This is a genomic window from Vibrio nitrifigilis (assembly GCF_015686695.1).
GTDB classification, from domain to species: Bacteria; Pseudomonadota; Gammaproteobacteria; order Enterobacterales; family Vibrionaceae; genus Vibrio; species Vibrio nitrifigilis.
Window position 1 is genome coordinate 351415 of the sequence record NZ_JADPMR010000001.1, and the last position, 14466, is coordinate 365880.

General features: G+C 43.3%; 10 protein-coding genes and 1 pseudogene. 3 read left to right on the plus strand and 8 right to left on the minus strand.

The window, feature by feature from the left end; genetic code table 11:
* The first annotated feature begins 7 nt into the window (after positions 1 to 7).
* On the plus strand, positions 8 to 889 hold the full coding sequence (gene panC / locus I1A42_RS01555; protein WP_196122465.1) for a pantoate--beta-alanine ligase: 882 nt from the start codon (positions 8 to 10) through the stop codon (positions 887 to 889).
* A gap of 72 nt (positions 890 to 961) precedes the next feature.
* Here panC and I1A42_RS01560 read toward each other — a convergent pair whose 3' ends face one another.
* A complete protein-coding gene (locus I1A42_RS01560; RefSeq protein ID WP_161153855.1) occupies positions 962 to 1732 on the minus strand; it encodes an ABC transporter permease in 771 nt (256 codons plus the stop codon).
* A gap of 8 nt (positions 1733 to 1740) precedes the next feature.
* Positions 1741 to 2655 carry an ABC transporter ATP-binding protein gene (locus I1A42_RS01565; RefSeq protein WP_161153854.1) on the minus strand — a complete coding sequence of 305 codons (915 nt, stop codon included), beginning with the start codon at positions 2653 to 2655 and terminating at the stop codon, positions 1741 to 1743.
* Between the two features lie 329 nt (positions 2656 to 2984).
* Here I1A42_RS01565 and can point away from each other — a divergent pair, with 329 nt between their 5' ends.
* Positions 2985 to 3653 (plus strand): carbonate dehydratase, encoded by a 669-nt coding sequence (can, locus tag I1A42_RS01570; protein WP_161153853.1) that lies wholly within the window; start codon positions 2985 to 2987, stop codon positions 3651 to 3653.
* Between the two features lie 72 nt (positions 3654 to 3725).
* On the opposite strand, the gene hpt is transcribed toward can, so the two are convergent.
* Complete coding sequence (hpt, locus tag I1A42_RS01575; RefSeq protein ID WP_161153852.1) at positions 3726 to 4256, minus strand: hypoxanthine phosphoribosyltransferase; 531 nt, start codon at positions 4254 to 4256, stop codon at positions 3726 to 3728.
* A 326-nt stretch (positions 4257 to 4582) separates the two neighbouring features.
* Here hpt and I1A42_RS01580 point away from each other — a divergent pair, with 326 nt between their 5' ends.
* A complete protein-coding gene (locus I1A42_RS01580) occupies positions 4583 to 5206 on the plus strand; it encodes a LuxR/HapR/OpaR family quorum-sensing transcriptional regulator (RefSeq protein ID WP_161153851.1) in 624 nt (207 codons plus the stop codon).
* Between the two features lie 124 nt (positions 5207 to 5330).
* On the opposite strand, the gene lpdA is transcribed toward I1A42_RS01580, so the two are convergent.
* The 5 genes and pseudogenes from lpdA to recJ all read right to left on the minus strand — a co-directional run.
* Positions 5331 to 6758, minus strand: a complete 1428-nt coding sequence (gene lpdA, locus I1A42_RS01585) for a dihydrolipoyl dehydrogenase (protein ID WP_161153850.1) — start codon at positions 6756 to 6758, stop codon at positions 5331 to 5333.
* A gap of 269 nt (positions 6759 to 7027) precedes the next feature.
* Complete coding sequence (gene aceF, locus I1A42_RS01590; RefSeq protein WP_196122467.1) at positions 7028 to 8893, minus strand: pyruvate dehydrogenase complex dihydrolipoyllysine-residue acetyltransferase; 1866 nt, start codon at positions 8891 to 8893, stop codon at positions 7028 to 7030.
* Positions 8894 to 8909: 16 nt separating this feature from the next.
* The gene (gene aceE / locus I1A42_RS01595) at positions 8910 to 11573 is read right to left on the minus strand and encodes a pyruvate dehydrogenase (acetyl-transferring), homodimeric type (RefSeq protein WP_161153848.1); all 2664 of its coding nucleotides are present in this window, start codon (positions 11571 to 11573) and stop codon (positions 8910 to 8912) included.
* Positions 11574 to 11622: 49 nt separating this feature from the next.
* Entirely contained in the window at positions 11623 to 12393 is a 771-nt protein-coding gene (gene pdhR / locus I1A42_RS01600; RefSeq protein WP_161153847.1) for a pyruvate dehydrogenase complex transcriptional repressor PdhR, read from the minus strand.
* Between the two features lie 337 nt (positions 12394 to 12730).
* Positions 12731 to 14455, minus strand: a pseudogene (recJ, locus tag I1A42_RS01605) (single-stranded-DNA-specific exonuclease RecJ); the annotation flags it as partial.
* Positions 14456 to 14466: the final 11 nt, after the last annotated feature.

Sequence of the window (14466 nt, forward strand, 5' to 3'; positions counted from 1 at the left end):
GTCATTCATGCAAACATTTTCTGACATTGCGTCACTACGTGAGCAAATCAAACAATATAAGCGTGAAGGCCGTAAGATCGCGTTTGTACCAACAATGGGTAACTTACACGAAGGACACTTAACTTTAATGCGTAAAGCACACGAAGAAGGTGACATCGTTGTAGCCAGTATTTTTGTAAACCCACTACAATTCGATCGAGCGGATGACTTAAATAGCTATCCACGCACATTAGATGATGATCTGAATAAACTTAATGGTGAGGGCGTTGATCTCGTATTTACCCCTACCCCTGAGATCATTTACCCTAACGGCTTAGATAAACAGACATTTGTTGAGGTTCCAGGCTTATCTCATATGTTAGAAGGCGCTGCTCGCCCAGGGCACTTTCGCGGTGTTGCTACCATTCTGACTAAGCTGTTTAATATCGTTCAACCGGACGTGGCTTGTTTTGGCGAAAAAGACTTTCAGCAATTGGCTGTGATTCGTCAAATGGTCGAAGATCTGGCAATGGATATTGAAATTATTGGGGTACCAATCGTACGTGAATTAGATGGCTTAGCCATGAGCTCGCGTAATAATCTATTAACAGTGGCTGAGCGCCAACTCGCCCCAGTATTGGCAAGAACGATGCGCTGGATGAGCAGTGCGATGCGTAATGGTCGCGATGATTATGCCTCTATTGCAGAAGATGCTAGCGATCAACTCCGCGCTGCTGATCTTATTCCTGATCAGATCTTTATTCGTGATGCCAAAACGCTCCAACCAATTAGCGAAACTACCACACAAGCCGTTATTCTTATTTCGGCTTACTTGGGACATGTTCGTTTAATCGATAACCAAGTTCTAGACTTCTCGGTTGAAAGTAAACCGAGTCAAGAAGAAGAATAATCCAGTTCTTCACGGTGATAACAATAAGGGCAGCACACAGTGCTGCCTTTCTGTTTCACGGTAATCTACCGATTAGGCTCTTAAACCTTTACCACTAGTAATCAAATAGTGCGCAACACAATATAAACCCACGACAAAAATTCCCAGCACACCAAATGACGTACCAATCCCCACGTCAGAAACACCAAGGAACCCATAACGGAAGGCATTTACCATGTACACAATTGGGTTGATTTTCGATACTCCTTGCCAAAATTCAGGCAACAGACTGATCGAGTAGAAAACACCACCTAAATAAGTCAGCGGCGTTAAAACAAAGGTAGGCACGATAGAGATATCATCAAAACTTTTCGCGAATACGGCATTGATTAAGCCGCCTAAAGCAAACACGACGGAAGTCAGAAATACCGTAGCGACCACAATCCACCAGTGCTGAACTTGCAAATCAACGAAAAATAGCGACACACCGGTAACCATAGCGCCAACTAATAAACCGCGTGAAACTCCGCCCATCACATAACCCGCAATAATTACGTAATTAGGCACAGGGGCAACTAATAACTCTTCAATGTTTTTTTGAAATTTGGCGCTAAAAAAAGACGATGCAACATTGGAATAAGAGTTAGTAATGACTGACATCATAATCAGGCCAGGAACTATGTACTCCATGTAGGTAAAGCCGTTCATTTGGCCAATTCGAGAACCAATCAGATTACCAAATATGATGAAATACAACGTCATGGTAATCGCTGGTGGAACGACAGTTTGTACCCAAATGCGAGTAAATCGTTTCACTTCTTTGTGCAGCAAACTACAAAATGCTGTCCAGTAAATCTGATACATGTTTATCCTCAATCTGCTTGGTGAATAATGCTGACAAACAGCTCTTCAAGACGGTTAGCTTTATTACGCATTGATAGCACTTTAACGCCATGTTCACTCAATTGAGCAAATACGTGATTAAGCCCTTGTTCTTTATCCAATTCAATTTCAAGTGAACCATCTACAATGTCCTGTGAACGCACACCTTCTAGCTGAGGAATCGTCTCTGTTTCATTGACATCCAAAATAAACGTCTCGACCGCTAATTTACCTAATAGACCTTTCATTGTGGTATTTTCAATTAATTCGCCATGATTGATGATGCCTATATGACGACATAACATCTCAGCTTCTTCGAGATAGTGAGTTGTTAAAATAATCGTAATGCCATCTTCACGATTAATTCGCTCTAAAAACTCCCACATCGAACGACGCAGTTCGATATCTACCCCAGCGGTAGGTTCATCAAGAATCAACAAATGAGGCTCATGCATAAGCGCACGTGCAATCATCAAACGACGCTTCATACCACCAGAAAGATTACGCGCCCGTTCATGACGTTTGCCCCATAAATCCAACTGAGATAAATATTTCTTCGCGCGTTCTTTAGCTAGCGCTTTTTTCACCCCGTAATAACCGGCTTGCTGCATCACAATCTGCTCAACGGTTTCAAACGGGTTGAAGTTAAATTCTTGAGGCACCAGGCCCAAATTTTGTTTAGCTAATTCTAAATCTTTATCAATGTCGTAGCCAAAGACCTTCACGGACCCCGAGGTCTTATTCACTAAAGAAGAAATAATCCCTATTGTGGTTGATTTCCCTGCCCCATTAGGACCAAGTAATGCGTAAAAATCGCCTTTTTTAACGGACAGACTGATCCCTTTCAATGCTTCAAAACCACCGGAATAGGTCTTGCGCAATTGATCTAATTCTAAAGCGTACATAACATTCTCATATCGTCTAAAAGAACAACATTGAGATAACAATATCTCAATCGCCAAGGCTATTCGCCTAACGAGTAAATGGTTTAATAATGAACTTAAATAGTAGAGTATTCACTCTGCTGTTTTATTGATAACAACGAAGAATAATCCCGTCACCTTATCACTGAGCCCAAAAGAGACAAGAGGTAACAATGAATTCTTTGTAAAAAACACTTTTGCGTATATTGTGGGTGACCGCCGACAAAATAACCGCAAAAAGATTAAGTATAATATCTGTGCTTGGCGCCTATCATTGTGTATAGTTGGCATCGTTAATGAAGGGAATTAAAATGCCAGAATTAAAACAATTATTCGATAATAACTCGAAATGGTCAGCTTCCATAAAAGCTGAACGCCCTGAGTATTTTACTAAGTTAGCCAAAGGACAAAATCCTGATTTTCTATGGATTGGGTGTTCAGATAGTCGGGTTCCCGCTGAACGACTAACTGGACTATATTCTGGTGAACTATTCGTGCATCGTAATGTTGCCAACCAAGTGGTTCATACCGACCTTAACTGCTTGTCGGTTGTTCAGTATGCAGTCGATGTTCTTAAAGTCAAACACATCATCATTTGTGGCCACTATGGATGTGGTGGTATTACTGCCGCTATCGATAATCCTAAACTCGGACTCATCAATAACTGGTTGCTGCACATCCGCGATCTCTATTTCAAACATCGCACATATCTAGACAAGATGTCGGGAATAAATCAATCGGACAAACTCGCTGAGATCAACGTAGCAGAGCAAGTGTATAACATCGGTAATTCTACGGTATTACAAAATGCGTGGGAACGTGGTCAAGATGTCGAACTACATGGTGTGGTCTATGGTATTGAAGATGGCCATTTAGAATACCTTGGTGAGCGTTGTACGTCTCCAGAAACGGTTGATACAAGCTACCAAAAATCCATGGAAAGTATTTTGAATCCCGACTATGCCCTATTATGTCGGTAATCCATTAACCTAGATCCCAAAAAGGAGCGTTTTCACGCTCCTTTCTTATTTCACTCTTGATTACATAAGATATTATGCAAGAGGAACCACTTTACCGATATAAGGTAAATGACGATATTTCTGCGCGTAATCGATCCCTACACCGACGACAAATTCGTCAGGAATTGAGAAACCAATCCATTGCACATCCACTTCTACTTCACGACGAGAAGGTTTGTCTAGCAAAGTACAGATTTCAATCGAGTTAGGCTCACGTAGTGCCAGAACTTCTTTCACACGACTTAATGTATTGCCCGTATCGATAATATCTTCAACAAGCAGCACATCTTTACCTTTGATGTCATCATCAAGGTCTTTCAAAATACGTACATCACGAGAGCTTTCCATGCTATTACCGTAGCTAGAAGCGGTCATAAAATCGACTTGGTGAGTAACATCAATAGCACGGGCAAGATCGGCCATAAAGACGAAGGAACCGCGCAGTAAACCTACTAATACTAGATTTTCACTTTCTTTATAGTGCTGCGAAATTTGTTTCCCTAATTCACGAACTCGCTCTTGAACTTCCTGCTCAGAGATCATCACTTCAACTTTATGTTTCATACCGCTCTCGTTGTTTTTGAGCCATTACCATAAGCATCTTATGGAAAACTGCTTAAAATTACTCCAAAATAATAGCCGCGTATAGTATCATTCCTTTTGCTTCAGGAAAACGTTTCCCTCCGGCAAACAGAGTGAGAGAATACTCACCAAAAAATTATAAGTAACATAAATCTTAATTTAATATGGCATAAGCAAGTTTTAGTCGTTGACCTGATAAATATGCATCAGTACACTCAAAATTGCTTTATGCAAATAATAAAATAATTACTAGTAAACATTCGTTTCACAAATTAACAACGTAAGTCATCAAGGCAAGGATTAACTATATGGATGCTTCAATAGAAAAACGCCCAAGAACCCGTCTATCTCCTCAAAAACGTAAACACCAGCTAATGGAAATTGCACTGGAAGTGTTTGCTAAACGAGGGATTGGTCGTGGCGGTCACGCAGACATCGCAGATATTGCGCAAGTGTCTGTTGCTACAGTATTTAACTACTTTCCAACTCGTGAAGATTTGGTCGACGATGTCCTCACTTTTGTTGTACGACAGTTTTCCAACTTCTTAACCGACAACATTGACTTAGATCTTCCGGCACGAGAAAACCTAACTAACATCGCTGATGGCATGGTAAATCTTGCTATTGATGATTGTCATTGGCTAAAAGTTTGGTTTGAATGGAGCGCTTCAACTCGTGATGAAGTTTGGCCTCTATTTGTTTCCACTAACCGTACTAACCAATTACTGCTGAAAAACATGTTTGCTAAAGCCATTGAACGTGGTGAGCTTGATAGCAACTACGATGCAGAAGACATGGCAACATTATTCCACGGTATCTGCTACTCACTATTTGTGCAAGCGAACCGTGTTCGTAACGAAAATAGCGTCCATAAATTGGTTAACCATTACCTAGATATGCTTTGTATCTATAATAGCGAAGCTGCTGCTTAATCAGCTCGCAATTCGAGGCTTACGGCTTTAAGCCTCGATTAATTAGATAATCGGCCTTGTTGTTATTCAAGGCATAAAAAAACCGCTGAATCTCAGCGGTTTTTTTGATCATAGAGAAAGTAGATTACTTTTTCTTTTTCGCTTTTGCATTTGGAAGGTCAGTGATTGAACCTTCAAATACTTCAGCGGCTAGACCGATAGACTCATGTAGAGTTGGGTGAGCGTGAACAGTTAGAGCGATATCTTCTGCATCACAACCCATCTCGATAGCCAAACCGATTTCGCCAAGTAGTTCACCACCGTTAGTACCAACGATAGCACCACCAACGATACGGTGAGTGTCTTTATCAAAGATAAGTTTAGTCATACCATCTGAACAGTCAGATGCGATTGCACGACCTGAAGCAGCCCAAGGGAATACAGATACTTCGTAGTTGATACCCTCTGCTTTCGCTTCTTTCTCAGTTTTACCAACCCAAGCCACTTCTGGCTCAGTGTAAGCGATTGATGGAATCACTTTAGGATCGAAGTAGTGTTTCTTACCAGAGATAACTTCTGCAGCAACGTGACCTTCATGCACACCTTTGTGAGCAAGCATTGGTTGACCAACGATATCACCGATAGCGAAGATATGAGGAACGTTAGTACGCATTTGCTTATCAACGTTGATGAAGCCGCGCTCGTCTACTTCTAGGCCCGCTTTTTCTGCATCCAGAAGTTTACCATTTGGTACACGACCGATCGCAACTAGAACTGCGTCGTAGCGTTCTGGTTCAGCAGGTGCTTTTTTGCCTTCCATAGATACGTAGATGCCGTCTTCTTTCGCTTCAACTGCTGTTACTTTCGTTTCCAGCATCATGTTGAATTTCTTAGCAACACGTTTAGTGAATACTTTCACTACGTCTTTATCAGCAGCAGGAATCACTTGATCGAACATTTCAACAACGTCGATTTGAGAACCTAGTGCATGGTAAACCGTACCCATTTCCAGACCGATGATACCACCGCCCATGATAAGCAGTTTTTCAGGAACTTCTTTCAGCTCTAGAGCATCAGTTGAGTCCCAAATACGTGGATCTTCATGTGGGATGAATGGCAGTTTGATTGGACGAGAACCGGCTGCAACGATAGCGTTGTCGAAATTCACAACTGTTTTGCCATCTTCGCCTTCAACTTCGATTGAGTTAGGGCCTGTGAATTTACCAAAACCGTTGACTACGTTAACTTTACGCATCTTAGCCATACCGCCAAGACCGCCAGTTAATTGGTTAATCACTTTTTCTTTCCACAAACGAATTTTATCGATATCAGTTTGTGGCTCACCAAACACGATGCCGTGCTCAGAAAGTGCTTTTGCTTCTTCGATAACTTTCGCAACGTGAAGTAATGCTTTCGATGGGATACAACCCACGTTTAGACATACACCACCTAGGGTGCTGTAGCGTTCAATAAGAACAGTGTCCAGACCTAAGTCTGCACAACGGAATGCAGCGGAGTAACCAGCAGGACCGGCACCAAGTACAACAACTTGGGCTTTAATTTCTTTGCTCATTTCGACCTCTTGTAGTCAAATATCCCTTACAGGCTGAGAAGCGACCTTTCCAATGTGGATGCGTGACGCAAATCCTTTTCCAACTTAATAATACAAATTGCAACATATTTCAGTGTAACTGCATGTGCTAAGTGAGAAAAGAGAATCCCCGTAGCCTGTGAGCTAGACGACAATTCATTTAGGGTATTTTGTTATCCCTTACCTAATCGGCAAGATAAAACTGAATCAAGGCGGCGTTTATGCCGCCTTATTTATCTTGAACTTACTGATTACAGTACTAGACGACGAATGTCGCTTAGGCAACCGTTCAAGTAAGTGATGAAGCGTGCACCTTCCGCACCATCGATCACACGGTGGTCGTATGATAATGATAGTGGAAGCTGTAGACGTGGAACGAATTCTTTACCATTCCATACTGGCTTCATTTCTGATTTAGATACGCCAAGGATACCCACTTCAGGTGCGTTTACGATTGGAGTAAACGCTGTACCACCGATACCGCCTAGGCTAGAGATAGTGAAACAACCACCTTGCATGTCAGACGCAGTCAGTTTACCTGCACGTGCTTTCTTAGACATTGCTTTCAGTTCGTCAGATAACTCGTGAATGCCTTTGTTGTTCACGTCTTTAAATACAGGAACAACTAGACCATTTGGAGTATCTACTGCGATACCGATGTTCACGTATTTCTTCACGATTAGGCTTTCACCGTCTTCAGAAAGAGAAGAGTTGAACGATGGGAATGCTTCTAGCGCTTTCGCTGCTGCTTTCATGATGAACACAAGTGGAGTGATCTTCATGCCAGACTCTTTCTTCGCTTCGATAGCATTCTGTTCTTTACGGAACGCTTCTAGTTCAGTGATATCTGCATTATCCCATTGTGTAACGTGAGGGATCATTACCCAGTTACGGTGTAGGTTTGCACCTGAGATTTTCTTAATGCGAGATAGCGGTTGAACTTCAGTTTCGCCGAACTTGCTGAAGTCAACTTTTGGCCAAGGAAGAAGACCAAGAGCTGCGCTGTCACCTTTGCCTGATGCAGCACCAGACTCAAGGCGTTTAAGCGCTTCTTTCACGTAGTTTTGTACGTCTTCTTTTTGGATACGGCTCTTACGACCAGTACCTTTAACCTTAGCAAGGTTAACGCCAAATTCACGAGCTAGACGACGAACAACTGGAGACGCGTGAGCATACTCGTTGTTTTCTTGGAAATCGCCAGTTGCCGCAGGCGCTGCTGCTTTAGGTGCTTCAGCTTTTGCTGGAGCCGCCGCTGCTGGAGCAGGTGCTGCTGGAGCCGCTGCAGGTGCTGCACCCGCCACTTCGAATACCATGATCAAAGAGCCAGTTGATACTTTATCGCCTTCCGCTACTTTGATTTCTTTTACAGTACCCGCAAATGGTGCAGGAACTTCCATCGATGCTTTGTCGCCTTCAACAGTGATTAGAGATTGCTCTTCTTCTACTGTATCGCCAACTGCAACCATAATTTCAGTAACGTCTACTTCGTCGCCACCGATATCAGGTACGTGCACATCTTTCGCTGCCGCTGCCGCTGGAGCCGCCGCAGGTGCTGCTTCTGCAGCAGGAGCTGCTGCTGGCGCTGCGCCTGCAGTTTCGAATACCATGATGAAAGAACCAGTTTTAACTTTGTCGCCTTCAGCCACTTTGATTTCTTTCACAGTACCCGCGAATGGTGCAGGAACTTCCATCGATGCTTTGTCGCCTTCAACAGTAATTAGAGATTGCTCTTCTTCTACTGTATCGCCAACTTTAACCATGATTTCAGTAACGTCTACTTCATCATCGCCGATATCTGGTACGTTAACTTCTAGCGTTGCAGAAGCTGCCGCTGGTGCTGCTGCAGGAGCCGCTTCAGCCTCAGGAGCAGGTGCTGCTGCAGCACCTTCTTCTTCGAATACCATGATGAAAGAACCAGTAGACACTTTGTCGCCTTCTGATACTTTAATTTCTTTAACCACACCAGCTTGAGGCGCAGGAACTTCCATTGAAGCTTTATCGCCTTCAACAGTGATTAGTGACTGTTCTTCTTCAACTTTGTCACCAACTTGCACAAGAATTTCAGTAACGTCTACTTCATCCGCGCCGATGTCAGGTACATTAATTTCAATTGCCATTACTTTAAACCTTCAATTAAGCGTGTAGTGGGTTAGTTTTAGTCACGTCGATGTTGAATTTCTTAATTGCTTCTGCAACTACAGATTTTTCAACGTCGCCGCGTTTCGCTAGTTCGTTAAGCGCTGCAACAACAACGTATTCCGCGTTCACTTCAAAGTGACGGCGTAGGTTGTCACGGCTGTCTGAACGACCGAAGCCATCAGTACCAAGTACTTTGTAAGATTCCGCAGGTAGGAATGCACGTACTTGTTCTGCATAGTTCTTCATGTAGTCAGTCGCAGCGATTGCAGGCTCAGTACCCATTACCTGTGCAATGTATGGTACTTGCTCTTCAGCTTCAGGGTTTAGCATGTTGTTACGTTCAACTTCTTGACCTTCACGAGTCAATTCGTTGAATGATGTTACAGAGTAAACATCAGAAGCAATGCCGTAGTCATCGCTAAGGATTTGAGCCGCTTTGCGTACTTCGTTCATGATAGTACCAGAGCTCATTAGCTGAACTTTACCTTTCGCACCAGTGTAAGTTTCTAGCTTGTAGATACCTTTACGGATGCCTTCTTCAGCACCTTCTGGCATTGCAGGCATTGGGTAGTTTTCGTTCATTAGCGTTAGGTAGTAGAACACGTTTTCTTGGTTCTCACCGTACATGCGACGGATACCATCTTGAACGATAACAGCAACTTCGTAAGCGAATGTTGGGTCGTAAGAAACACAGTTAGGGATAGTGTTCGCTTGAATATGGCTGTGACCATCTTCGTGCTGTAGACCTTCACCGTTTAGTGTTGTACGACCTGCAGTACCACCTAATAGGAAACCACGTGCTTGTTGGTCACCTGCCATCCACGCCATGTCGCCTACACGTTGGAAGCCGAACATTGAGTAGTAGATGTAGAATGGGATCATTGGCAGGTTGTTTGTGCTATATGAAGTTGACGCAGCAACCCATGAAGACATAGCACCTAGCTCGTTGATACCTTCTTGTAGTACTTGACCAGAAGTCGCTTCTTTGTAGTAAGACACTACGCCGCGGTCTTCTGGAGTGTATTCTTGACCATTCGGGTTGTAGATACCGATTTGACGGAACAAACCTTCCATACCGAATGTACGTGCTTCGTCAGCAATGATTGGCACGATACGGTCACCGACGCTCTTGTTCTTAAGAAGAGTATTCAGTGTACGTACAAACGCCATTGTTGATGAAATATCACGTTTTTGAGCTTCTAGAAGTGGTTTGAACTCTTCTAGTGCTGGAACTTGTAGCTCTTCAGAGAAGTGAGTACGACGCTGAGGAGTGTAACCATGAAGAGCGTTACGACGAGCGTGCAAGTATTCGTACTCTTTAGAACCTTCTTCAAGTTTCAAGTAAGGTAGAGATTTTACATCTTCATCAGATACTAGGTCTTGAAGGCCTAGACGGTCACGCATTTGTTGCACGTGAGTCATATCTAGTTTCTTAACTTGGTGCGCGATGTTCTTACCTTCTGCCGCATCACCCATGCCGTAACCTTTTACTGTTTTCGCTAGGATTACAGTTGGACGACCTTTAGTGTCTTGTGCGTTTTTGAACGCTGCGTACAGTTTAGAAGACTCATGACCACCACGTTTTAGAGCGAAGATTTGCTCGTCAGTCATATCAGCAACAAGTGCTGCAGTCTCTGGGTATTTACCAAAGAAGTGTTCACGTACGTAAGCACCGTCTTTAGATTTGAATGTTTGGTAATCGCCATCCACAGTTTCGTTCATAAGCTGTAGAAGTTTACCTGAAGTGTCTTTCGCGATTAGAGAATCCCAGTTGTTACCCCATAGGACTTTCACTACGTTCCAACCAGCACCTTTAAATAGGCCTTCAAGTTCTTGAACGATCTTACCGTTACCCATTACAGGGCCATCTAGACGCTGAAGGTTACAGTTGATTACGAAGCATAGGTTGTCCAGTTTTTCACGTGCAGCGAAAGAAATAGCACCACGTGATTCTGGCTCATCCATTTCACCGTCACCTAGGAACGCGTATACACGCTGTTCTGACGTGTCTTTAAGACCACGGCCTTCTAGGTATTTCAAGAAACGAGCTTGATAGATAGACGCGATTGGACCTAGACCCATTGATACTGTTGGGAACTGCCAGAATTCAGGCATCAATTTAGGGTGTGGGTATGAAGGGATACCTTTACCATCAACTTCTTGACGGAAATGATCCAATTGCTCTTCAGTTAAACGGCCTTCAACGAATGCACGTGCGTAAATCCCAGGAGAAATGTGACCTTGGTAGTATACCAAATCGCCGCCATCTTTCTCGTTAGGAGCACGGAAGAAATGGTTGAAACAAGTCTCGTAAAACGCTGCTGAAGATTGGAAAGAAGCCATGTGGCCACCTAGTTCCAAGTCTTTCTTAGATGCACGTAATACAATCATTACTGCGTTCCAACGGATGATGGAACGAATACGTTTTTCTAGAGTTGTATCACCAGGGTAAGCCGGCTCTTGGTCGGCAGGGATGGTGTTGATGTAGTTAGTCGTTGTGCCGGTTGGCATATCAACGCCTTCTAAACGAGCTTGTCCAAGAACTTCTTCTAACAAGAACTGAGCACGCTCTACGCCTTCTTCACGTACAACTGACTCAAGAGATTCTAACCACTCCTGAGTTTCCAGTGCATCTACGTCATGCTTCATGTCAGACATGGCGATCTATCCTTCTGTTGGTTGGATTATTGAATCGCAATGGGCCACACTACTGTGACTCATTACCCTGCTGAATTCGACGTAGAGAACGCTCGCGGCGAGACTCTTCCCGACCCAAATCCAACAATGTTTCTTCGATATAAGCTAAATGAGAATGGGACATCTCATGGGCTTTCTCTGGCTGCCCGGAAACAATCGCATCCACGATATTAGCTCGGTGTTTACTTACTTTCTCCACCGCTTCAGGGCGGCGGCGTAATAACTTAAAATTCTGTGTGATATTTTGCTCTAGCAATGGTGAAAGGCTACGGATGATATGAAGTAACACGACATTATGTGCCGCTTCAGCGATAGACACTAAAAACGCCATCACAAGTGGCGTTTCACGTTCAACATCTGATTCTTCTTTGATATCGCCGATTTTTTCTACACATGCTCGAATAACAGCAAAATCTTCTTCGGTACCACGTAGTGCAGCAAAATAAGCAGCAATCCCTTCTAATGCATGACGCGCTTCAAGCAAGTCAAGTTGGGTTTCAGGGTGGCTAGATAATAAATTAATGAGAGGATCGGAGAAACTTTTCCAAATATTTTCACTGACAAACGTACCTCCACCTTGACGGCGAGTTAGGAGACGTTTGGCTTCTAAACGTTGAATAGCTTCTCGGACAGAAGGACGAGACACATCAAATTGTTTCGCTAATTCACGCTCAGGTGGTAACTGATGACCAGGTGCTAGCGTGCCTTCTACAATCAACCGTTCCAATTCTTGTTCAATCACATCAGAAAGTTTTGGCTGACGAATCCTTTGATAAGCCATAATTTATTATTCTTTGCTCTTTTATTTATGCAGGCAATTGGTAATACCAATTTCACGATGGGGGGCAAATTAACATAAATTCAACGTAAGTGTCCAGCCAAAAATTGACCAAAATCATTGTTCAGAGAACCACTCAACACTTTGGTAACAAATCATTTCTTAATTGATTATTAAATTGGTAAGACCAATTACAATTTTTATACACCCTCACTCTCAAACCTATTTAAATGCACAATAATTGTTAATCCCTTGAAAAAGTGTGGTGAAAAAATAAAAACAAATAAAAAAGAGCAACTTAAAAAAGTTGCTCTTTTTTGTACACACAGAACTTAACGCTCTATTTCGGTTCAATGTACTCAACCATAAGTTGTAGTGATTGATTACCACGAAATTCGTTAATATCAAGCCGATAGGCTAAACGCACAACTTTTACTGATGCATCAGGCCAGCGACGTAAATCAATATTGAAGGCAATACCATCAATCATGATGTTCGTCGGGTGCCCTTTGTACAAAGGCTCCAACATAAGCTTAAGGTGTTTTTCACCGACTAACTTTTGATGAAGCACTTTAAACTCACCATCAAAAATAGGTTCAGGGAATGCTTGCCCCCACGGTCCACCAGCACGAATCAATTCAGCAACATGCATGGAAAACTGTTCCGGTAGTAGCTCTCCGTCACTAAGCACAACGCCTTTTAATAAGCTGTCGTCCAGTTCTTGCTGTACTGCTTGATCAAACAAAGTAGAAAAGCGCTCGAATTCGCTTTCAACAATAGTCAAACCCGCAGCCATCGCATGGCCACCAAATTTCAAAATCATACCTGGAGCCTGCTTATCAATACGATCTAACGTATCACGCATGTGCAAACCCGGAATAGAGCGACACGACCCCTTGATCGTGCCTTCGCCACCATCAGCAAAAGCGATCACAGGGCGGTGAAATTGCTCTTTGATTCGTGACGCTAAAATACCAATCACACCTTGGTGCCAATCTCGCTGAAATAACACCAAACCATGAGGCAATACTTTATCACCACCTAACTGCAATCTTTCACAAAAAGCCATCGCTTCTTGCTTCATGCCCTCTTCAATCTCTTTGCGGGTTTGATTGAGTCCGTCTAATTCATTGGCCATACGACGTGCAGCATGGATATTGTTACTCATCAAGAGCTCAACCCCAAACGACATATCGTCTAGGCGTCCAGCGGCATTAATGCGTGGGCCAAGAGCGAAACCAAAATCAGCAGCAACTAAACGGCGCGCATCTCGCTTGGCCACTTCAATCAGCGCTTGTATACCCGGCCTGGCTTTACCCGCCCGAATTCTCTGTAAACCTTGATGGACCAAAATTCGATTATTGTCATCTAAAGGAACCACATCAGCGACTGTTCCTAAGGCAACCAGATCGATCAATTCCATCAATTTAGGTTCTTGCATGCCCTGACGTACAAACCAGTTTTTTTTGCGCATATATACGCATAGTGCCATCATCAGATAGAAAGCGACGCCAACACCAGCAAGCGCTTTGGATGGGAAGTGACACTCTTGTAGATTAGGGTTGACGATAGCATCGGCTTCAGGGAGCTCTTGACCAGGCAAGTGGTGATCGGTGACTAAAACCGTTAACCCATTCTCTTTGGCTACTTTCACCCCTGAAATAGATGAAACACCGTTGTCCACGGTCATGATCATTTCGGCACCAAGCTGCTGAGCTTGTTCAACCACTTCAGGGCTAAGGCCATAACCATCTTCAAAGCGGTTTGGAACCAGATAATCGACGTTGCGGCTGCCTAACATTCTTAAGGCAAGCACTGATAATGCCGAACTGGTTGCGCCATCAGCATCAAAATCACCGACCACAATAATGCGTTTTTGCTCTTCAATAGCAGCAAAAAGCAGTTCTACCGCCTTATCTATGCCATAAAGCTTTTGATAGGATTGCAGGCCACGCGCACTTTTTTCGAGTTGCTCTTCACTTTGAACACCGCGGTTCAAATACAAGCGACGCAACAATTCAGGAATGGTATCAGGAAGTAAGGAAAGGTCTGGTTCAGGTCTTCTTTACAGCCAAC